Origin of the sequence: Wolbachia endosymbiont (group A) of Paraperithous gnathaulax (assembly GCF_964028485.1) — a bacterium.
In the GTDB taxonomy this organism is placed as follows: domain Bacteria; phylum Pseudomonadota; class Alphaproteobacteria; order Rickettsiales; family Anaplasmataceae; genus Wolbachia; species Wolbachia pipientis.
Window position 1 is genome coordinate 624879 of record NZ_OZ034784.1, and the last position, 20723, is coordinate 645601.

19 protein-coding genes and 5 pseudogenes are annotated in these 20723 nt (G+C 34.4%); 15 read left to right on the forward strand and 9 right to left on the reverse strand.

What is annotated here, in order from left to right:
- Nucleotides 1-20: 20 nt before the first annotated feature.
- Nucleotides 21-1625 (reverse strand): hypothetical protein, encoded by a 1605-nt coding sequence (locus ABWU74_RS03310; protein ID WP_174515883.1) that lies wholly within the window; start codon nt 1623-1625, stop codon nt 21-23.
- Nucleotides 1626-1805: 180 nt separating this feature from the next.
- Here ABWU74_RS03310 and ABWU74_RS03315 point away from each other — a divergent pair, with 180 nt between their 5' ends.
- From ABWU74_RS03315 to ABWU74_RS03330, 4 genes and pseudogenes are all read left to right on the forward strand, one after another.
- On the forward strand, nt 1806-3083 hold the full coding sequence (locus tag ABWU74_RS03315) for an adenylosuccinate synthase (protein WP_209473326.1): 1278 nt from the start codon (nt 1806-1808) through the stop codon (nt 3081-3083).
- 139 nt (nt 3084-3222) lie between these two features.
- The gene (locus ABWU74_RS03320) at nt 3223-3474 is read left to right on the forward strand and encodes a transposase (protein ID WP_240991954.1); all 252 of its coding nucleotides are present in this window, start codon (nt 3223-3225) and stop codon (nt 3472-3474) included.
- On the forward strand, nt 3438-3599 hold the full coding sequence (locus tag ABWU74_RS03325; protein WP_156518068.1) for a hypothetical protein: 162 nt from the start codon (nt 3438-3440) through the stop codon (nt 3597-3599). The genes ABWU74_RS03320 and ABWU74_RS03325 overlap by 37 nt, the downstream gene beginning before the upstream one ends.
- Before the next feature lie 19 nt (nt 3600-3618).
- Nucleotides 3619-3774, forward strand: a pseudogene (locus ABWU74_RS03330) (IS5/IS1182 family transposase); the annotation flags it as partial.
- Between the two features lie 48 nt (nt 3775-3822).
- On the opposite strand, the gene ABWU74_RS03335 reads toward ABWU74_RS03330, so the two are convergent.
- Nucleotides 3823-4834, reverse strand: a protein-coding gene (locus ABWU74_RS03335) for an IS630 family transposase (protein ID WP_094745768.1) whose coding sequence is annotated in 2 segments (ribosomal slippage) — nt 3823-4371 and nt 4373-4834 — 1011 coding nt in all. Because the reading frame shifts where the segments join, the coding sequence is not laid out codon by codon here.
- Between the two features lie 83 nt (nt 4835-4917).
- Here ABWU74_RS03335 and ABWU74_RS03340 point away from each other — a divergent pair.
- The 4 genes and pseudogenes from ABWU74_RS03340 to ABWU74_RS03360 all read left to right on the forward strand — a co-directional run.
- Nucleotides 4918-5022 (forward strand): annotated as a pseudogene (locus tag ABWU74_RS03340) (IS5/IS1182 family transposase); the annotation flags it as partial.
- A gap of 251 nt (nt 5023-5273) precedes the next feature.
- Nucleotides 5274-7752: pseudogene (locus ABWU74_RS03345) on the forward strand (hypothetical protein).
- Nucleotides 7753-7864: 112 nt separating this feature from the next.
- Entirely contained in the window at nt 7865-8128 is a 264-nt protein-coding gene (gene infA / locus ABWU74_RS03355) for a translation initiation factor IF-1 (protein WP_007550159.1), read from the forward strand.
- Entirely contained in the window at nt 8106-8702 is a 597-nt protein-coding gene (locus tag ABWU74_RS03360) for a Maf family nucleotide pyrophosphatase (RefSeq protein WP_010082554.1), read from the forward strand. The genes infA and ABWU74_RS03360 overlap by 23 nt, the downstream gene beginning before the upstream one ends.
- On the opposite strand, the gene ABWU74_RS03365 is transcribed toward ABWU74_RS03360, so the two are convergent.
- From ABWU74_RS03365 to ABWU74_RS03375, 3 genes are all read right to left on the reverse strand, one after another.
- Nucleotides 8694-11372, reverse strand: a complete 2679-nt coding sequence (locus tag ABWU74_RS03365) for a hypothetical protein (protein ID WP_209472823.1) — start codon at nt 11370-11372, stop codon at nt 8694-8696. The two genes, ABWU74_RS03360 and ABWU74_RS03365, sit on opposite strands and share 9 nt — an antisense overlap.
- Nucleotides 11373-11524: 152 nt before the next feature.
- A complete protein-coding gene (locus ABWU74_RS03370; protein ID WP_153296804.1) occupies nt 11525-11683 on the reverse strand; it encodes a hypothetical protein in 159 nt (52 codons plus the stop codon).
- A 35-nt stretch (nt 11684-11718) separates the two neighbouring features.
- Nucleotides 11719-13062 carry an alanine:cation symporter family protein gene (locus tag ABWU74_RS03375; RefSeq protein ID WP_038198671.1) on the reverse strand — a complete coding sequence of 448 codons (1344 nt, stop codon included), beginning with the start codon at nt 13060-13062 and terminating at the stop codon, nt 11719-11721.
- A gap of 21 nt (nt 13063-13083) precedes the next feature.
- On the opposite strand from ABWU74_RS03375, the gene ABWU74_RS03380 reads away from it, so the two are divergent.
- From ABWU74_RS03380 to ABWU74_RS03400, 5 genes and pseudogenes are all read left to right on the forward strand, one after another.
- Nucleotides 13084-13317, forward strand: a complete 234-nt coding sequence (locus tag ABWU74_RS03380) for a hypothetical protein (RefSeq protein WP_353289181.1) — start codon at nt 13084-13086, stop codon at nt 13315-13317.
- 24 nt (nt 13318-13341) lie between these two features.
- Nucleotides 13342-14298 carry an IS5 family transposase gene (locus ABWU74_RS03385; RefSeq protein ID WP_338482730.1) on the forward strand — a complete coding sequence of 319 codons (957 nt, stop codon included), beginning with the start codon at nt 13342-13344 and terminating at the stop codon, nt 14296-14298.
- A gap of 7 nt (nt 14299-14305) precedes the next feature.
- Nucleotides 14306-14452 carry a hypothetical protein gene (locus tag ABWU74_RS03390; protein ID WP_190321476.1) on the forward strand — a complete coding sequence of 49 codons (147 nt, stop codon included), beginning with the start codon at nt 14306-14308 and terminating at the stop codon, nt 14450-14452.
- 179 nt (nt 14453-14631) lie between these two features.
- A pseudogene (locus ABWU74_RS03395) lies at nt 14632-15016 on the forward strand (IS110 family transposase); the annotation flags it as partial.
- Nucleotides 15017-15268: 252 nt separating this feature from the next.
- A complete protein-coding gene (locus ABWU74_RS03400; RefSeq protein WP_182183164.1) occupies nt 15269-15592 on the forward strand; it encodes a transposase in 324 nt (107 codons plus the stop codon).
- A 156-nt stretch (nt 15593-15748) separates the two neighbouring features.
- Here ABWU74_RS03400 and ABWU74_RS03405 read toward each other — a convergent pair whose 3' ends face one another.
- The 3 genes from ABWU74_RS03405 to ABWU74_RS03415 form a co-directional block, all read right to left on the reverse strand.
- Entirely contained in the window at nt 15749-16252 is a 504-nt protein-coding gene (locus tag ABWU74_RS03405; RefSeq protein WP_015589109.1) for a protein-disulfide reductase DsbD domain-containing protein, read from the reverse strand.
- A gap of 305 nt (nt 16253-16557) precedes the next feature.
- Nucleotides 16558-17283, reverse strand: coding sequence for a transposase (locus tag ABWU74_RS03410; RefSeq protein ID WP_353289182.1), 726 nt, complete (start codon nt 17281-17283; stop codon nt 16558-16560).
- Nucleotides 17271-17513 (reverse strand): transposase, encoded by a 243-nt coding sequence (locus ABWU74_RS03415; RefSeq protein WP_353289183.1) that lies wholly within the window; start codon nt 17511-17513, stop codon nt 17271-17273. The genes ABWU74_RS03410 and ABWU74_RS03415 overlap by 13 nt, the downstream gene beginning before the upstream one ends.
- A gap of 33 nt (nt 17514-17546) precedes the next feature.
- Here ABWU74_RS03415 and ABWU74_RS03420 point away from each other — a divergent pair, with 33 nt between their 5' ends.
- Nucleotides 17547-17771, forward strand: a complete 225-nt coding sequence (locus ABWU74_RS03420) for a WPE palindromic element domain-containing protein (protein WP_094189588.1) — start codon at nt 17547-17549, stop codon at nt 17769-17771.
- On the opposite strand, the gene ABWU74_RS03425 is transcribed toward ABWU74_RS03420, so the two are convergent.
- Nucleotides 17763-19361, reverse strand: coding sequence for a hypothetical protein (locus ABWU74_RS03425; RefSeq protein WP_264374374.1), 1599 nt, complete (start codon nt 19359-19361; stop codon nt 17763-17765). The genes ABWU74_RS03420 and ABWU74_RS03425 overlap by 9 nt on opposite strands.
- 302 nt (nt 19362-19663) lie before the next feature.
- On the opposite strand from ABWU74_RS03425, the pseudogene ABWU74_RS03430 reads away from it, so the two are divergent.
- Nucleotides 19664-20496: pseudogene (locus ABWU74_RS03430) on the forward strand (IS5 family transposase).
- Nucleotides 20497-20723: the final 227 nt, after the last annotated feature.

Here is a 20723-nt window from a genome sequence, read left to right on the forward strand (position 1 = left end):
TAAAGAGCCTACTAATATCTTTAAGGTAAATGTTCATGTGATTCCGCAGAATAATTCTGTTTTTTGATTCTATCTGTCCATTTATCATTTTCTATATCTTGTTTGTTGGTTGCTTTTTTTTCTTGCTCAACAATTGCCTTATCTATCTCCTTATGAATTGCATCAATTGCATTAATCGCACCTCCTTTTTTGTATACTTCGCTTTTCCCTTCAATAATTAACTTAATAAAAGTATTTACAACAGACTGCACTTGATTATGATTAACCTGACCTTTTGTCAAAGAAGGTAAAGAGCCTAATTCCATCAATACTTCTGGTGCTGTTTTATCTTGAGTGGAAAGTCCTAAATTATCTGCTACTTTACTTATTAATAACTCTCTGTGTTCTTTATTATCTTCCAATTTAGCATAATCACTCAATAAATCTATAACGGTAGATACTCTGACTTCAACAACATCATCAACATCTTCATCTTCTAGAGCAACTCCTGACCCCAATAACCTCTCTCTGAGATTTTCGCTTAAAAGATTGATAAATTCTTCATTTGCATCTGATCCTGTGGTTGATATTGTACCATCTAAATAGTTACTTTGAGCACCGAAGCCATGCTCTATTTGTATTTTTGTCTCAGGTTTAAATCCTAATTTTGCACAGAATTTCTGAAAATATTCTTTAATAATGTCAAACAAGCTCTTGCCATTATCTTTATAATTTTTTAACTCTTTAGGAATAGTAAGTGACAATTTACCATCTCTGTATGTTACAAAGTCTTCACCATTGTGAGATTCAATTGTAAATTCCAATGAACTAGACAGATTACATATCTTATCGCCATGCATAACTTGATTTTTAACAGAGAGTATTGGTAGCCTCATATCAGATCTAATTCTCACATTATTTTGGTTAGCACAATCAATATTTATTACTTTTTTAGGATTTTCTACTATGAACGACTGTCCAAGTGCAAGTTGGGTTTGTATAAATGGAGCAGCCTCATACCCTGCTTGATTACAATTGGTAACTAGCTCTTCTAAAATAGCATCACTTGGAACTTCTGCCCCAGCGTATCTGAACATTTTTTTGAAAACTTCTTTTGCAAAGGAACGGTAATCCTTGTTTTCATCTTTCTCTGTTGGTAATAGATGGATATACCTTTGGCCAGCATTGTAAAATTCTTCAAATTCTTTCTTATATGAATCGGTTTTTTGATGATTGGCAGTTTTGGAATTTTCACAGTGATTTTTCCATAGCTCACCCAATGCATTACTTACAAGCTCTTTCTCAATATCTTCGAGTACTGAAGCAACAAAAGCTTTGCCATGATCCGTATCTATTTCTCTTGTTCCTTTTTTGTTAAATATTTCGTCATTATATATATCATCACTATTAAAAAGTTCGCTTTTGCGGTGCTTAGCTCCTTCCTTAAATGCAATAATAAGATTTTTATCTATTTCTTTTCCGTTAATAATAAAATTCATCCTTTGAAAATCTAAGAACATTGTTTCACCGGAATTCGCTAATTTATTATCTTGATCTGCTCTTAATTTACTAAAATTGAACTCTTTAGCTGTGGCCTTTAATCTAACTACTGGACTCTTATTATTTTTTCCTTTTGTCTCTTTCATAAATAACACCTTACTGTAAATATGCTGTAAGTTATATCATATAATGATGAATAATTTGGTAATATATTAAGAAAATCGACAGTATATTTCTTTATTTAAGGGGTGTAGGAAAGGCGTAGATTTCTCTTTCCATTTGTAGCGTACTGCATTAATATTTATGTATTAATCTAGAAAATAATGATGAATAACATTGTAATTGTTGGTCTGCAATGGGGTGACGAAGGCAAGGGTAAAATAGTAGATTATCTTTCTGAGAATGCAGATGTAGTTGTGAGATTTCAGGGAGGAAATAATGCAGGGCACACTATAGTAGTAGATGATGAGGTTTATAAATTAAATTTACTGCCCTCTGCTGTTTTGAGGCCAGGCAAAATATCTATCATAGGAAATGGCGTTGCTCTTGATCCACACGCTCTAATCTCAGAAATAGAGTCATTGAAAGTTAAAGGAGTAGACGTAAACTATAACAACTTGATGGTATCCGAGAGCTGTCCATTAATACTTAGCATACATAAGGACAAGGAAAAGCTATTTGAAGATTTAAATGGAAATCACAAAATTGGTACAACAAACAAAGGGATAGGGCCATGTTATGAAGATAAAGTTGGAAGGAGAGCTATACGCCTTTGTGACTTAGAAAACGCAGATGAGCTCAATAAAAGAGTGGATACTCTTTTGAATTACCACAATGCTATCAGGAAAGGCCTTAACTACCAGGTGGTTAAAAAAGAAGAAATATTAAAGGAAATTCAAGAGATTTCAGAAAAAATTCTTTCATATAAAAAACCTGTGTGGAAGATATTAAATGACTTGATGAAAGAAGGTAAGAAAATAATATTTGAAGGTGCCCAAGGCGCATTTTTAGATATCGACCACGGAACTTACCCTTTTGTTACTTCAAGTAATACTGTAGCATCGCAAGCAATAACAGGCTCAGGGTTATCCTCCAATGCTTACATTATTGGTGTGGTAAAAGCTTATACAACAAGAGTGGGCAATGGCCCATTTCCTACTGAGCAGAAAAATGAAGTAGGAGATAGCTTGTTTACTATAGGTAAGGAACTTGGAACAGTGAGCAATAGAAGAAGGCGTTGCGGATGGTTCGATGCAGTTTTAGTGCGCCAGGCCGTACAACTCTCTGGAGTTTCAAGCATTGTATTAACCAAATTAGATGTGCTTAATTCTTTTGATACAATTAAAATATGCACTGGTTACAAGTATAGCGGAAAAATGTATGATTATTTACCCGCATCGCATTCAATACAAGGGGAATTAGAGCCAATATATGAAGAGTTTCCTGGCTGGAAAGAAAACACTCAAGGTAAAAGGTCGATTGAAACATTGCCTATCAATTTAATAAAATATATAGAAGGGTTAGAAAAATTAATAGGTGTACCAATTCATCTAATCTCAACTAGTCCAAAGAGAGAGGATGTTACTAAGCTTAAAGATTTCTGAAAACGTCTTTGTATCTTAGAGCCTGTACGTAATCTCAAAAAAGAGATAAAGTGAGAGGATAAAGTATATAAAGTAGGATATGCGAAGTTTATAACCAAGTGACATAAGTCGAGAAAAGTTTGAGATTATTGTAGCAGATCTGGAATCTTGCAGAAAGAAGACAAAACCAAGAACACTTGATTTACATGATATATTTTGTGGAGTGTTATACGTGTTAAAAAGTGGTTGCCAGTGGAGAATGGTATCAAAAGAGTTCCCAAAATGGCGCAATTGTTACGACTATTTTAAGAAGTGGAGTGAAAAACCAGATGTAAATAAAGAAAGTGTTCTGGAGCTGGTATTAAAAAAAAATAATTGCGACAAAACAATGGTCGGAAAAGCTTCTGCATAATTGATGCACAGAGTATAAAAAATGCAGATACTGCTGAAGCTATGATGCAGGCAAGAAGATTTCAGGGCCGTATTGCAGTAGATACGCAAGCATGCAATTTATACAACAACAGCAGAGATAACTGACCGTAGCAGTGCTGTGAGAATGGTCGAAAATGCAAAAGAAAACCTCTCGGGAGTTAAAAATGTACTGGTTGATGCAGGCTATACTGGAGAGAATTTTGTAACTCAAATAAAAACGATTATTGGTGCAACCGTTGAAGTGATCAAAAGAAATGAATTACGTTCCTTTGTTGTATTGCCCAAAAGATGGGTTGTGGAGCGATCTTTTGCTTGGTTATACCAACTCTCATTGTTGGCCAGTCAAATAGGAGACATTGCAGAGTTGTTTAATTGTGGAGCTGGCAAGAGAAGTAATAAATTTGCACAAAGCACCCTCAAGCAGAGCAATTGTATCGTATATTTTATTGCGCAAAATGTTCTGTTTTATATATAACCAAAGCCTCTCAACAGGATTTAGCTCAGGTGAGTACGGAGGTAGGTATATAATATCGATATTTTTAGGTACCTTTAAATTTTTTGACCTATGCCAACTAGCACAATCCATAACAAGAAAAGCCTCTCGTGTTTCTAGATATTGCGACATCTGCTCAAGAAATATGTTCATGCAATCAGTGTTGACATTTGGTGCAAATAAGCTAGAACTCTCTCCATTTCTAGGATTAACCGCACTATAGAGATAGAAATTTTGCCTACCTAATTTTGTTTTAACCTGTGTTCTAATCCCCTTTTTAAACCACCCATGTCCAACCTTTGAATGTGTGCCAAACCGTGATTCATCAAAGAAAAATAGCTCTTTTTCTGGATACTTGCTAATAGCTCCATTGAGATTTTTTTTTGAATTCCTCTTGTTTGCTTTTATCTTGTCCATTATGAACTGGTCTTGGTGTAATATATGAGAATTTCATCTTTTGCATATAGCGGTGTACTGTAGATTTGCTGATATTTAATCTGAACTTTTCCTGGATTCTTATTCTCATTTCTTTAATGGTAATATTAGGATTTTCTTCTATCCACTCTTCAATTTGCTGTAGTTGAACCTGATTTAATTTAGTTTTTCTACGGCGTTGTGGAGGAGCAAACAGTTTTTCTTCTCTGCCAAATTTCAAGAGTTTTACCCACGAAGTTAGTGCGCTTCTTGAAATGCAATATATTTTTGCTACAGCCGTTATACTGTACTTTTTTGCTGCAATTACAGCATTTAGTTTTTTTGAAACATATGCATTATTCCTTACTTTCTTCAGCATTTCTTTTGCTGATTCTACTACTTTTTCATCCAATAATTTTGATCTTAATGCCATTTATACCTCAACTATTTTACTTACTTCATTATGGCTTTTCTTCCATCTTTGTCCATCTGTTTGCCGTGTAATGGGAATTGGTATTAGAAAAATGTAGAAGATTGTGGAAAAATTGTGAGCGAAAACTCAATACTAGCCTACAAATGGTAGTTCTGGCTTTCACTGCCTTACTTCTGAAAAAATTATGAACAGGCTCTTACTAACTCTTATCTAATAAAAAAAATACTTGTGTAACTTTGAATAGTCTATTATGCAAGACAGCAGTATAAACATGTAGTAAGAAATGTATAATGAAAAATAAAAGCTCAAGTTTAACACTTGCAGTTATTTTTACACAATTAAGTAATCATAAAAGTTAGTGTAGGGCGAGGTTATACAGTTTGATTTCTTTTAATATATGTTAATTGGTATAATATAAATATAGTTAAGGAGGTGTATTATGATTGGAAGTTTGGCTAAAGAAGAAAAAACAGCAGAGGCAGGAAAAACAGGTGATCAACTTGAAAAGTGTATTGGACCAACTTCACTGAATAGGGAGGTTTATTACTCTACGCTTATCTACTATACATTAAAAGAGTTATATTCACAATTAGGTGATATCTCTTATGCTAATAAAACAAGATCAGAAAAAGAAATAATCAATTTTTATGTTCTACCTCAATTTGCACGTTTTAAAGAAATTATTGATGAAGATATAAAAAAAGATCCTTCGTTTGCAAATTCTGCTATTGTAAAGTTTTGCTCCTCAATTATAAAAAATAACAAATTACTTAAAGAATTAGAAGAAGTTAGTATTCCTGCCAAAAACTCTAGTGTAAAGGCAAGGGTAAGCTTTCAACTGAAAAATCTGAAAGAAAAGGTGTGGTTCTTAGGAAAACTAAAGGAAAAAAAGAATTTCACTTACGTGCAGAGGGCTTTTGGGGATAAGTGGAGTTTTTATGACCTAATAAATGATGGAGATTTTAAAAAAACGTACATAGATAAAGCAGTAACAGAGTCTGCTAATAAGAGCTTTAAGGAAGATATAGATAAATGCATAAAGTTGGCAGAGCAGGGAAAAGAAGCTGCAAGTAAATATCTTGGAGAGAAAGGCGTAGAGCTTCAAGCTTATTACACAGAAACTGATAACGCTTATAGAGTTTTGAATATCAACTCTATTAATTACAATAGAAGTGAGCCAACCAGGATTAGTGACATTTTACAGCAAGAGAAAGATATTAAAGAGCTGAATATCTATTGCAATAAAAAACATGAAATACACGCTCATCGGAAAGGTAAGGAAAGATATTATGAATTTAAAGAGGGCGCATATTATGAAATGAAAAGCACTTGGCCTGTAAAGGATGGATCCGAAATGTGTACCATGATTATGAATGTGAGTAGCGATGGCATAACTGAAGTACTAAAATTTAATGATGAAGATTTTGTGCTATCGGATGAGATCTTAGAATTAATAAAGCAAAACGATGAATTATATATTCAAGGTCTCTCCTTATATGATGCTGTACTAGAAAAAGGTAAGGCTGCTGATGTTGTACCTACTGCTAATAATAATTTTCAAAATGAGTCTATAGCGGCCTATCGCGAGGAACCAGAGGGGGAATTAGACCCTAAAGTTGATGCTGACAATAGCCTTCCTCCTTCTATTAATAGCAATGCATCAACTCAAACGGAAGTCAATTTACAACACACTGAAACTCAAACAGAAGTTGCTTCACAACAAATTGAAACTAAAACGGAAGTCAATTTACAGCACACTGGAACTCAGACAGAATTTGCTTCACAACAAATGGATGAATTGATTTTAAATAATCAGATGCTGTCCGAAAAAAACGTTGAATTGAAGCAAGAAATGTCAAATTTGAAAAAAGAAGCTGTTGAATTGAAGCAAGAAATAGAAGCAGGGTTGCAAGTGATAAATAAAAAGCACCATGAATTAATACAAGAAAATCAGCGACTACAGGAGAAACTAGAAACAACCCAAGCAGAAGCTAATCAAACAATTGTAAAGTTAGAGAAGCAGAATAGCAATTTACAAGACAGGTTTGAAAAAGAGGAGCAAAAAAACACGGAATTGCAAACTGAACTGGCACAAAAAAAATGAAGAATTAGCAGGTGTGTTAAAAGAGCTACAAGGGAAAGCACAAGAACTTAAAGGTGTATATGAAGAAAAAAGAAAGCTAAAGGAAGAGCTGAAAATTGTTAATGCAGGAAAGAAGAATTTGGAAAAAGAGCTAAATCAAGCACGAGAAGATGCGGAACAGATAATGGTTGAACGACGCCAGCAGAAAGAGCGCTTGAAAGATCAGCTAAGAGAATTAGATCAGGAATATAAGGTACAAGTAGAAATTGAGCAAAAGATTAAAGAATCAGATAGGCAGGATAGCGATTTACAAGATACACTTGGAGAAGAGAGACTAAAACTCAACATTGAAGAACTAGAAAACGAGTACGAGGAATTTCCAGGAGATAAGGTGCTTACACTTGAACTCACTAAAGATGAAGATAAAGTCGAAGAGTTAAGAAACGAGCTAGAGCGTGAGAAAGAAAAGTGTAAACAATTATTAGAAGAAGAAAATGAATGGGGTGATGAATTGGTAGGAATGCTTGATGGACTGGAAGAAAAAATTCGTGCTGATGAACAAAGGAGCTTCAACAATCAATTAACGGGAGAAATTTCTAATGAGTCTGGTAATGCTCCACGACAGAAGAAAAGGTTATCCAAATCTTCAAGCGTTGATAATGAGTCTTATGTTCCACTGAGAGAGAAGACAACATTACTCAGATCTTTAAGCGTTGATAGTGGACTTGATAGCGATGAAGAAAATTGTGATAATGATTTATCTTTCAACATAAGTCCTATAAGTTCTATTGAGAAGGTGGCAGAGAGTAGAAACGTAGGTAGGGTATCATTGTGAAGATGGTTGGGGTTAAGTTGCAACTTAAGTGGGGCGCAAAAGGTCTTTTGTGTTGATAATAATTTAAAATCTATAGTAGACTAAAAAAGATTATTAAATTATAATATAACATATGATAAAAGACGAGAAATCGAAAACAATTTTTGAAGTGGAAGGGGCAGTAACTGCTTTACTACCTGCAGCAGAATTTAGAGTGAAACTGGACAATGAACATGAGATTATCTGTCATGTATCAGGGAAAGTGAGAAGAAGTAAAATACGCATCATTATAGGGGATAGGGTGTTAGTTGAGATGAGCATTTACGATAGGAATGCGAGAAAGGGTAGGATCATTAGAAGGCTTAAAGGTACAAGTGACAGAACGATCTCTAAATAATCTTATTCTTGCTTCATCATCGAAAAGGCGTATAGCTTTACTAAAACAAATAAACATTGAGCCAGGTTTAATTTTGCCAGCAGATATAGATGAAGCCCCTTTAAAAAAGGAACTTCCGAAGGATTACTCAATCCGTATGGCAAAAAGTAAAGCTGAGAAAATACAAAGTTTAAATCCAAATTATTTTGTGCTTGGTGTTGATACAGTTGTTGCTTGTGGTAGAAGGATATTGCTCAAAGCTGAAAACGTTGAGCAAGCAGAAAAATGTATCCGCTTGTTATCAGGAAGAAGGCATAGAGTATACACCAGTGTATGTCTATTAACTCCCGATCAATCTAAACAACATATCAGGACTGTGGTTACAATAGTGAAATTTAAACGTCTCAGTGAACAAGAAATTAAGTATTATTTAGCATCAGAAGAGTGGAAAAATAGGGCGGGGGGATGCAATATACAAGGCCTAGCTGGAGTGTTCGTATTGTTCTTACGCGGCTCCTACTCTTCCGTTATAGGGTTACCATTACATGAAACCTATTGTTTGCTAAGCAATTATTTTAACTTCAATTTATATTGAAATACCTTTATTAGTATCTTTTTTTTGTTGTGACTCAGCAACCTGTTTAGCCCAATCTAGTGGTCTTTTATTTCTGTTAGCTAATGCAATTCTATTGCGATCATAACCATCAGTGTGTTCTGTTAAAGTATCTCCTCTTTCTTCTTCTATTACTCCAGCTTTCAGTTGTGCTTCATCTTTCTCTAGTAATTTATATAGTTCGCTATTTTTATCTACAGTTGGATTAGTGTCATTATTTTCTCGTTCTGCCACTGTTTTTTCTAACCACTTACGTATAGGGTCATATTGTTTACCTTCTCCTATCTTTTCTAAAATGTTTTCTGAGAATGAATCTTTAGGAATATTTTCTTTAGTAGCCTGTTGTGCCGGTTCTCTTAACCCTTTATCCGGATTTCCCAATGCTCCTTTTAACTCACTCGTATCTCCGATTTCTTTTGGTTCAATGTTTTCTAAGCTCTTCTTTAACTGTTCAGGATTTACTTGAGATTGTTCATTATTGTCATGAGTTGGAGATGAATAGCCCGAATCGTTTGCTTTTATGTCTGTTGAGCTGTCTTTTAGCAACCCAACTTCTCTCAAGCGTTTTTTAGTTTCTTCGCTAATCTGACTCTGATCAGCTGGTTTTAACCCGAGATTTTCTTGACCTAATGTATTTTTAAGTTCTTCAAATAGAGTTAGATTACTTTGTCTAATATGTTCTTCTAATTTCCTTCCTACCTGTTTTAAATCTGTTTGAGATTTACTATCACTATTAGTTGGAGATATATAGCCTGAATCACTTATACTATTTGGTGTTGAAGCAGAGACACTAATAGTTGGACCTTCCACTATTTTTACATCTGCTAAATCGTCTTTTTGCAATCCATCTTCTTTATCTTGTGACAGTTTATCAGTAGGATCAACTTGCCTTAATCCTCTATTATCCTGCTGTGATCTATCTCTGATTTCTTTAAGAAGATTTTCAGGTGGAGTTTGATCACTTTGTTCAATGTTCTCTAAGCTCTTCTTTAACTGTTCAGGATTTACTTGAGATTGTTCATTATTGTCATGAGTTGGAGATGAATAGCCCGAGTCACTTTTATTATTGAGTGCTGTAGCAGAGAGCGGCTGTTCACTTTCTTTCCACTTAGCATCACTAGCATCTTGGTTATCACTGTTATCTGGAGAAGATGAATAAGGAATTATGTCCTTTAATGTCTCTAACGGTGATGGGTTATTTTTTCTACTTCCTGCAATTGATGCTTTTCTATCATCAACATCAATGTGCCGTAAGTTGTTTTTCTTGAAATTTCTGATGTCTTGTAACAGATCGCCTTTGCTATTTCCTTCTTGTTGCTGGGTTTTAGGTTGTTGCTGATCATTAGGTGTTTGCTCACTTCTATCTGGTTTTTGGCTTCCAGGTACAGCATGTCCAAATGTAGGATTGTCATACCGTTCATCTTCTTGCCTATTATCTTGATTGTGGCTTACAGACTTGGTGAAAGTAGAACTATCTGAAGAATCAGAAGTTGCACCTTTTTGCTGATTATTAGGTGTTTGCTCATTTTCGCGCAAGTCATCTGGTTTTTGGCTTCCAGATTTGGCTCCCCCTTGCTCATCGAAAACACCTTTTTTAGGTGGTAGTGAACTAGTTCTAGGTGGAAGTGGCGGAGGAGTTTTTTTGTTCTGAGGATTCTCCTCAAAAAGCGATTGTAGGTTATAAACTTGACCTCCCGAATTTGCTTCTCGTGCTGCTTGTCTAAGCTCACGCTTTTCTTTAGCCTCCTGAGAATTAATTTTATCGTCAAAATCTTTTCCAATTCCGCTATCGTAAGACTGCCTTCTGCTGTTAGATTGTAGTCCAAAATGTGAATGGTGGTCTTCTTTTTTTTGAGTTATATCAGTAGCTTGAACGCTAACACCTCTATTAACATCAATTCTTGTTGTAGTTTCAGATGATAGCTCGTTACTGTCTTTATTATGTTGCATCTCATTCGCTTTTCCTTGTCCTTTCTCCCTGAATTGTATTTCATGCAAGAATAAACCACCTATTTTTACATCTCTGTTTACTTCTAACCGTTCTAGAGAAAAATCATCACCTTTAACAAGGTCTACACCGTTAGCATCAATCTTAATTTTGATCTTACATTCCTTCCCCTCCGCATACCACTTTAAAGTCATTTCATATGAACCATCAGTTACGACATAATGTCTTATTTTTTTCCCTTCTTCCTCGGCAACAAAACCATGCATTCCGCTCTTTCCATCACTATGCAATGTTGAAAATCCCGAGATTTCATTCTTCTCACAAAAATCACTGTTTAAAAATTCGCTGATTTTAAACTCTTTTTTGTTATTTCCCAGCGTAATACTTGCGTGATTACCGTATATTGAAACTCCTGCAACATCATCAACATACTCTTTCAACCTTTCTTTAACTTCACTTTCAAGGTCTTGTCCAGCTTTCTTTGTCTTGTCGCATTTCTGAAGAATAACTCCATATGCTTTATCTTTGTTTTCTTCTTCGTCCCAATTCCAGTTGGCGTGTTTTGTTAAAAACTTTACTGTGTTAAAATCAACTCTAGCATTATAAATTGGGTCGTCTTCCTTTTTTATTTTATCAAATAAAGGAAAAATTTCTTGAATGCGCTCATTATAAATGTGTTCTTGTTGTGTATCGTTAGTGCCCATATATCCCTCACTAATAACCCTCTGCCTTTAGTTCTAGCTAATACTAGCTAATATAATTATCACAAGCATTGGTTGAATTTTTATTAAGGAAGGTTGTGTTACTAATGTGATGACACAAGCTATTTTATGGTAACATCAAACGATTTAAGTTGTCATTCCAGTCTGGAATCCAGCCTTTCACGAACCCCATCAAAAATGTTGTGTTTTAACATAAGATTAGCTACTTTTATGCTCACTAACTTAGTGCCAATCAAGATTCCTGGATCCCAGTGTCTGGGCACTGGGATGACATCCTTCTTGGCGGAAATCACTCTTATATCACAACAGCTGCATAGCCTAAATTGCTTTAGCTATAGCTCTGTTTTTGCAACTTCAAATATCTGCTACTCATAGTAAACACTTCTGGATCTTGAGAGGTTAGCTTGAGTATAGCGAGTATGTTGATAAACAACAAAGCAGCAATCGAGATATCAGCAACATCCCATAGCAACCGGACTTTACCTATCGCACCAAGCGGAATGATCATGGTAAAAATTACAATCCAGATTTTAGTGTATTTATTATCCATAGACACATAGCGTATTGTCTGTTTTGAGCAAAAAAACCAAGTAAAAATAGTAGTAAAGGCAAAACAAAACATTATGGCCATAATTAAATAGTCAATATAGGGCCAATTCATAGCTTTTCTAAAAGCAAATATGCACATGTTAGTACTCTCTAAATCAGTGACCCAAGAATCTGTGACAAGCAGTACCATTGTTGTAATAAACACTATGAATGCAACTATAAAAGGCGATATTATTGTGATTAGGCTCTGTTCAATAATAAATTTATTATTATTTTTCTTAGGAACAATTGAAGAATGTACGATTCCTTCGAGGCCAAGCCCTATATCTGTTGCAAAAATACCTCGCAAAGTTCCAACTTGAATAATAGTCAACATTTCTAAAATCAAACCTAGAGATAAACCAGAGTTAAAGCTACTAGTTGTAAAAAAACTGCTTGTTATTAGTTTTAGAGAAGGAAGAATATTTTCACTAAATTTAAATAATATGATACCGCAAAGTGTGAGGTAACTTACCGTCATTATCGGTATCATAGCCGATATAAAAATTTTAATTTTTTTTAAGCTGAGAGCTGCAACAACAAAAAATATTATGGCCATTACAATGCCACCAACAACTACAGGCACATCTATCATATTAAGTGGTATTGATAGAGAATTTACCTGAACAAGGTTACCAACTGTTATTGAAACCATCATCATGATAACTAGAAAGACAATTGTGGCCTTCCTAGAGTTAAACGCATCAGTCATGTAGGCTACAGGGCCACCTATAAACCGTTCGTTCTTTTCCTTTCTGGTTTTTATACTTAGATAACAAGTGACATATTTTATCACAGAAGTGATAACAATAATTATTGCCATCCATAAAATAGAGCCCGGTCCTCCGGTTTTTAGAGCAACAGCAGTTCCTGAAATATTTCCTACTCCTAAATTTCCCCCTAAAATTGTAAACAGAGCGGCTATAGAAGAAAATTTATTTTCTCCTTTTTTAGCTCCAAGGAGTGAAAGGGCGTATGGTAATCTAAATACCTGTAGCCATTTTAGTTTAATCGATAGGTAAACACCAGCAACTAGCATGAGTAATATTGTTGGCAGTAATAAAACAAACTTTACTGTATCCATCTGTAAAAGTGAGATTTTTATTTGAGTATACAACAAAAATTGAAAATACCTAACCTATTTTCTATGTATGACTTCGTTTCCGTCATTCTAGAAACCTTTTCTTGTCATCCAAGTAGCGTGACACATAACTGTACGAACATTGTAATATGGTACAATGTTAAGACGATGTCATCCCAGTGCTTGACACTGGGATGGCTTTGTTGCATAGCAACTGAAAAAATCTGGTGGCTACTGACAAAATTCATTATAAAATAGCCATTTAACCTTGAAAGAAAAAATATGCCACAAAAAATGAGGGTCAGTAACCATAGCGAATATAACAAATTTCTAGAAAAAAGAGGAAATATTTTTCATTATATCAACGAAGCCATAGAAAAGTGGTACGAGAATGGTCCAAAAATACCAGGTGGCAACAATATTTATAGCGATAAAGTTGTAATTTTGGTGCACATAATAACTTGTTTATTTAGAATAGGCCTGAGGCAAACAGTTGGGTTTATAGCAGGATACCTTGAGCAAATTGGGAAAAATTTGCAAGTTATCAGCTATTCACAATCATCAAGAAGGTTTAAGAAACTCAATATTAAGATCAATGATTGCAGAATTGATAAAAATAATATGGAAGATATCGAAATTGCTATAGACAGTACAGGAATTAGTATATACAACAACACTCCTGGTCATAGCAAAGAAAATAGCGAAGATAGAAAGTATCGCAGCTATGAACAGACAAGAAAATTGCATGTAATGTTGAATACAAACAGCAAAAAAGCCATAGCTGTAAAATACAGTAACGGTGTCTACTCTGATCACTATGGAGCTTGTGATTTGCTAAAAGAAGTCGATTTTCAGTATGTCATAAAAGTACTATATGCAGATAGGGCATATGACAGAGAAAAGCTCTATAAGCTGTGTAATCAATATGGTATAAAAACGAAAATTCCTCCGAAAAACAACGCAGCAGAGCATCCAAAGTTAGACTATATGGCTGAGAGAAATTCTGCAGTCAAGCTCATAAAGTCATATGATGAAGATGGTATAAAGAAGTGGAAAAAAGAGATGAGTTATGGAAAAAGATCTTATATAGAAGGTTTTTTCTCGCGATTAAAAAAGACATTTGGATTTAGTTTTAGGAACAAATCTGAAATGAATCGTGAGAGGGAACTGCTACTCAAATGTTATTTGCTTAACAAATTTACTGAAATAGGCATGGCTAAATTTGAGATAGCTTCATAAATTTATTGTGCGTTACCTACTATCCGAAGAGAGATGCAACAAAGCCATCCCAGTGTCTGGGCACTGGGATGACATCTTTTTTCTTGGTACAAATTACTCTTATATCTCAATGTTCGTACAGTTAGTGCGTGACACTTGTATCTTTATGATGTGAGGCATTAGAGCTAAAATACCTCACAGGGAGGGTGAAGCTGATGCGACACTAATGCCATTAAGCCAGATTTTGCTTCCCTCCCATAGAGTTAAAGACTGAACAGTATCTTTTGGAATTATATCCCGTATTACAAGGTTAGTCTAAACTCTCAGTTTATTTATAGTCTTGGAGGCAATTTTATGCAAGTAAATGCTATTTTGGGTGTGGATATTTCAAAAAAGAAATTTGATGTTTGTTTGTTAGTGGACAGTAAAAAACGACACAAAGTCTTTCAAAATAATCAAGATGGTTTTGCAAAACTTGTAGTTTGGTGCAATGGCCATGGAGCAAATCTTACTCATTTATGTCTTGAAGCAACTAGTTGGTATGGAGAAGATTTGGCTACTTTTATGCACGATTTAGGACATAATGTCAGTATAGTAAACCCAGAAAGCTTTTGGCAAAAGTGAGCTGCTCAGAAATAAGACAGATAAATCAGATGCAGCTATGATAGCTAGATTTTGTATCGCCAACAAACCTGCTCTTTGGAAGCCCATTGCACCTGAAATGAGGCATTTGAGGGAGCTTTACCGTTGCATGCAATCGCTAAAAGATGATAAGGTGCAACAGACAAATCGCTTGGAAAACAAAAATATGCATTCCAGTTGCAAAGAAGCTATATCTAAAGTAATTTTGGCAATAGAGGAGCAAATTATTGTTCTCGAAAAAGAAATTAATGAGCATATAAATAACTATCCACATCTAAAAAATATGGTGGAAAACCTTAAGACTATAAAAGGTATAGGATATCTTACTGCTGTTGCTGTTGTCGCAGAAATGCCATCAGTTGATAACTTTGACAATGCTAAACAATTTACAGCTTTTGCTGGTCTAAATCCAGGACATTATCAATCGGGATCGTCAGTAAGTAAGAGAAGTTGCATATGCAAAATAGGATCTGAGCGTATTCGAAAAGCTCTTTATATGCCAGCTATAGTAGTCAAAAACCATAATAATCATTTTCAAAAGTTTTGTCAGCGTCTAGCAAGTAAAGGCAAATGTCCAAAAGTCATAGTTCTTGCGTTAATGCGAAAATTAATGCATGTCTTTTTTGGTATTCTTAAAAATAATCAACCATTTAATTGTAATTTTGTTGGATAATTTGTTTGACAGCAGAGACAGTATCTGGGATCTAAATTTTTTATGCGAAACCATTATGTTTATATACTTGTAGGCCCAAGTTCCTCACATAGTGAACAAAAAAGTAAATGAGATTCCAGTGTCACGCGCTGGAATGACACCTACCCCATGAGAACTCTATTTTTCATACCACTCATTTATAAGTTTATTGATATCAGAATCTATAAAATCCTTTAATGGTTGCCTGATTTTTATCTCAACATTTTTAGGGATGCACCTATCTTTACATATCGCATAATTTATATGGAAGTTAAGGTCAATATACCCTTGATTTAAAAATATATTCATCTTAAAGGGAAATAATACCATATCCTCATATACGTTACTTACAAACGTCTCTCTCCCTACTTTATCTTTATGTTCCTTTGGAATAGGCCAGTGAATATTTATATCTGATGCATTACCTTTGTAACTAATAGACGTGGGAAGGCCAAAATCTCCAGGATCTTTATAATATATGTGCCAGCCTGGTTCTACTGTAACCTTTATTGCACCTTTAAGAGTGAAGCTTGCTTCATTTATCTCGCCAATAAGTAAATCAAATTTTGCAATTTCCTCGTCAGCATATAGTTGAGCGCAAGAAAAAAATAAAAATAATATTAAATATATATATATTTTCATTAAGGTAAATTTCTCCTTTTATAGAGAAAGTAATTTAGATTTTAATTATTATATTTAATAGTATTATATAGATTATTTATTAATATAGCATTATGCTATAGCTAAACTGACTTACGACAATCTGAAAAACGACAAATTCGTCATTCCGCTACTTGTTAGCGGAATCTATGCCGAGATACCGCGAATGAATCCACAACTGTACGAACATTGTGATTTTGGCCCATAAGGAGGGTGTCATCCCAGTGCCCAGACACTGGGATGGCTTTGTTGCATCACACTTTATGAGATGGTGATTTATGGTAAATTCATGTAACTATCTCAAATTTAGCCATACCAATATCAGTGAACTTATTGAGCAAATAGCATTTAACAAGTAGTTCCTTCTCTCTATTTGTCTCAGATTTATTCCTAAAACTAAATCCGAATATTTGCTTTAATCTTGAGAAAAACCCTTCAATATAAGATCTTTTCCCATAATTTACTTCTTTTTTCCATTCTTTCATGCCATCTTCACCGTATAATTTTATTAACCTAATAGCAGCATTCCTGTCAGACATATAATCTATTTCTGGATGTTCTGCCGCATTGTTTATTGGTGGAATTTTTGTCTTTATATCATATTCGTTACACAACTTATAAAACTTGTGCCTATCACATGCTCTATCTGCATATAGTGCTTTTATGGCATGCTGAAAATCAACTTCTTTTAGCAAATCACAAGCTCCATAGTGATCAGAGTAGACACCGTTACTGTATTTTACAGCTATGGCTTTTTTGTTGTTTATATTCAACATTACGTGCAATTTTCTCGTTTGCTCATAGCCACGATATTTTCTGTCAGTGCTATTTTCCTTGCTGTGACCAGGAGTGTTGTTGTATATACTAATTCCTGTACTGTCTATAGCAATTTCGATATCTTCCATATTATTTTTATCAATTCTGCAATCATTTATCTTAATATTAAGTTTCTTAAACCTTCTTGATGCTTGTGAATAGCTGATAACTGCCAAATCTCTTCCTATTTGTTGCAAATACCCTTTTTAAACCCGACTGTTTGTCTTAAACCAATTCTAAAGAAACTGACGATTATATGCACCAAAATCACAACTTTATCACTATAAATATAGTTGCCGCCCTGCATTTTTGGACAATTCTCGTACCAATTTTCTATGGCGTCATTGATATAACAAAAAATGCTTCCTCTTTCTTGGAGAAATTTGTTATATTCATGGCAGTTACTGACTCTCATTTTTTGTGGCATATTTTTTCTTCAACAGTTAAATGGCTATTTATAATGAATTTTGTCAGTAACTGCCAGTTCTTTTCACTTGAGCGATGCAACAAAGCCCACTGGGATCCAGAAAATTTGATTGTGTACTATACAACATTTTCGATTAAAAGCTGGATTCCAGTGTCAAGCACTGGAATGACATCACAGGGGCACTGGAATTTTTGTTTCAATATTTGTACATTAGCCATGCATCTGAACAGATACTGTAAATTAGCTATATTACATTAGCCCATCAGATGAGTTGTAATGGTTATAATTGTCTGATAAGTGATCTCTAACATCGTGACCTAACTCATTGGCATCAGGCTTAACTTCGTGATCTAACTCATTAGCATCGAGCTTAAACAAAGAAGGATTATCATCAGATTGTTGATTAGACTCTTTCTCTTTCGACCCAAATAACCATGAAAAGAGTGATGAGATAGAATCAATAATGGATTTAATTGTTGAAAAAATATTGGATAAGAAATTACTGGGTTGCTGAGTATCCTCTTCGGCTGATTCTGGTTCAGGCTCTTTTCCTGCTGTGTCATCCACATCTTCTTCAGGTTTACTTCTGCTTATAAGTGTCTTATCTAACCATTTGAATATATTCTTGTCTAGATTATGAAAATACATTTGACTTATCTCCTTATTTTCATCAACGTAAATCACTAAAGTTGTATTCTCATTCCCCAATCCATCACATTCACTAACGAGCGATTCATGAGAGTTCTTAATGTCTTTGATAAATTGAAGTTTTTCTTCTTCTGCTGAAAGATAATCTCTGTGTTCTGCTCTATAAGTGGTGCCTTTGTATTTAAAACTAAACATTGATTCACGATCTTCATATTCATCTAGTCCAGAATTCTTGACACGTTGTATAATTTGAAATTTCTCTGCTTCTGAAAGGTCCTTGAGGTATATACTACCAGTTGTATCTTTATATTTAAATTTAAACATCCATCCATGGTCTTCATATTCATCTAGTCCAGAACTCTTGACACGTTGTATAATTTGAAATTTCTCTTCTTCTGAAAGGTTTAGGCGGTATACACTACCAGTTGTACCTATGTATTTAAAAATAAAACTCCATCCATCGTATTTATATTCATCTACACCCATCTGCTTGCAAATAGCTTTATAATTTTTTTCTTCTACTTCTCGTCCAACAACATTTGCTATGAGTTCAGTATCCAGAATACTCAAAGTTTGGACTGTTGCCGATGGTGAAAAACACAATTGAAATATGTGGCCTAGCTCATGACCTAGAACAAAATCCATGGCACTTTGCTTATATGTCAGAATATTCTGACAATCTGTTACTCCTCGTGTAATATATCCTGGACCACCATCTTCATCTAAGCCGAGAAGATTGTTATACTTTGTATAATCGCTTCTATTATTAAAAATGTGAACCGTTATATTGTAACTTGCATTACTATTTTTCAAGCAAAACTTTTCTTTAAATGCTTCATAGGCAGTTTTAATGTCTGTTTCTATTTGGTTTTGTTCCTGCTCAGATAAGTTGTCGTATTTTATAGTACAATTTATATACCCGTATTTAACGGTAAAGCTGTTAGACAAAACATCATGTATATTTGTGGAAAAATAATTGAACTGCTTTGACTCAGCTTCCTTATACAATTGATGCCCATATTTATCCCTAGAATACTTTGGTAGTTTAGGTACTTTGGCAATTAAGTTTTTGTTACTGTCAAAAAAAGAAATATCAGAATTACCAATCCTAAAATCCTTTATAGATTGCCCGCAAGTGCCATCATTTGCACAATCATGATTATCTTTCTTATTAAACCATGCGTTGGTGTATTTTTCCATTTTGATACCTCACTACCAAACCTTACTATATTATTATCTTGGTAAAAATCATAATAATTCGTTAACTTGTATTTTAAATCTGTATCAAATGTGCTTTTCTCGTAAGGTATCAATTGTGAAGTAATTAACTTTATTTGTTTAAAATTTTGCTAAAATAGCTCTTTTTATACTATGTTTTATATAGCTAAACTGACTTAGATTTACTGACAATTTGAAAAACAAAAATTCGTCATTCCGCTACTAGAGGTTGTCCGGAAACAAGTAAAAGGCTATAATATCTGAAATTTTAGTACGGGGTAAAGATGAGAAAAAAGTATCCAACAGATCTAAGCGAAAGGGAATGGGCAAGAATAGAAAAACACTTCAGAGTATCATACAAGAAAGGAGGAAGGCCGCCAAAGTATAGCAAAAAAGAAATATTAGAAGCAATTTTCTATGTATTGCGTACAGGGTGTCAATGGCGGTATTTACCAAATGATTTTCCGCTATGGAAGACTGTGTATGAGCAGTTCAGGCAATGGAAGAAGCAGGGAATTTTTGAGAAAATGAATTATGAAATTACAAAATATAGTAGAAGAAAAATAGGAAGGAATGAGCAGCCGAGTGCCTGTATAGTAGATAGTCAATCTGTAAAGACTACAGAAAAGGGGGGATCAAAGGCTATGATGGAAGTAAAAAAGTAAAGGGTAGAAAAAGGCATATAATTACAGACACTCAGGGTTTTATACTAGGTTGTTACGTAGGCGCTGCTAACGAAAATGATAGAGATGGTATTAAAATAGCATTAAACAATATGAGAACAAAATATACTAAAGTTAAAAAAATGTGGGCTGACATGGGATACCAAGGAAGAAATTTAAAGAATCACATAAAGGAAGAATATGACATAGATATTGAAATTGTTAAAAGGCCTCCATGTAGATTTTGGGTGCACAAAGATACGCCACCTGAGCTACTACCAACAAGAGAACAAGGGTTTAAAGTACAGCCAAGAAGATGGGTTGTAGAAAGGACTTTTGCTTGGGTTAATAGGAATAGAAGGCTATCGAAGGAGTATGATTTACTCACAACATCCACTGAGAATTTCATATACCTAGCTATGAGTAGGGTTATGTTAAAGAGGGAATATGCTTGAATTTACTAGTTTCCGGACAACCTCCTATAGTATTTTCTAAAACGAATGATAAACGTCTAAAATGGTATTACCAACTAAAAGGTGTAAGTTTGTACATTGATGCATTAGAGGTCTGAGGCGACTTTTGATGGTGTGCCAACAATGCTCTATCGGATTTAGATCTTACTATTACCCACAAATATAAATGTTTGTTGCATAGCTCTTAATGGCATAACTTTTGCTTGAAA

Bases quoted from the DNA above. Each gene is read 5' to 3' on its own strand.
- ABWU74_RS03310 (WP_174515883.1), bottom strand. From the start codon at position 1,625: ATGAAAGAGACAAAAGGAAAAAATAATAAGAGTCCAGTAGTTAGATTA.
- ABWU74_RS03315 (WP_209473326.1), top strand. From the start codon at position 1,806: ATGAATAACATTGTAATTGTTGGTCTGCAATGGGGTGACGAAGGCAAG.
- infA (WP_007550159.1), top strand. From the start codon at position 7,865: ATGATAAAAGACGAGAAATCGAAAACAATTTTTGAAGTGGAAGGGGCA.
- ABWU74_RS03365 (WP_209472823.1), bottom strand. From the start codon at position 11,372: ATGGGCACTAACGATACACAACAAGAACACATTTATAATGAGCGCATT.
- ABWU74_RS03375 (WP_038198671.1), bottom strand. From the start codon at position 13,062: ATGGATACAGTAAAGTTTGTTTTATTACTGCCAACAATATTACTCATG.
- ABWU74_RS03385 (WP_338482730.1), top strand. From the start codon at position 13,342: ATGCCACAAAAAATGAGGGTCAGTAACCATAGCGAATATAACAAATTT.
- ABWU74_RS03400 (WP_182183164.1), top strand. From the start codon at position 15,269: ATGCCATCAGTTGATAACTTTGACAATGCTAAACAATTTACAGCTTTT.
- ABWU74_RS03405 (WP_015589109.1), bottom strand. From the start codon at position 16,252: ATGAAAATATATATATATTTAATATTATTTTTATTTTTTTCTTGCGCT.
- ABWU74_RS03415 (WP_353289183.1), bottom strand. From the start codon at position 17,513: ATGCCACAAAAAATGAGAGTCAGTAACTGCCATGAATATAACAAATTT.
- ABWU74_RS03420 (WP_094189588.1), top strand. From the start codon at position 17,547: ATGAATTTTGTCAGTAACTGCCAGTTCTTTTCACTTGAGCGATGCAAC.
- ABWU74_RS03425 (WP_264374374.1), bottom strand. From the start codon at position 19,361: ATGGAAAAATACACCAACGCATGGTTTAATAAGAAAGATAATCATGAT.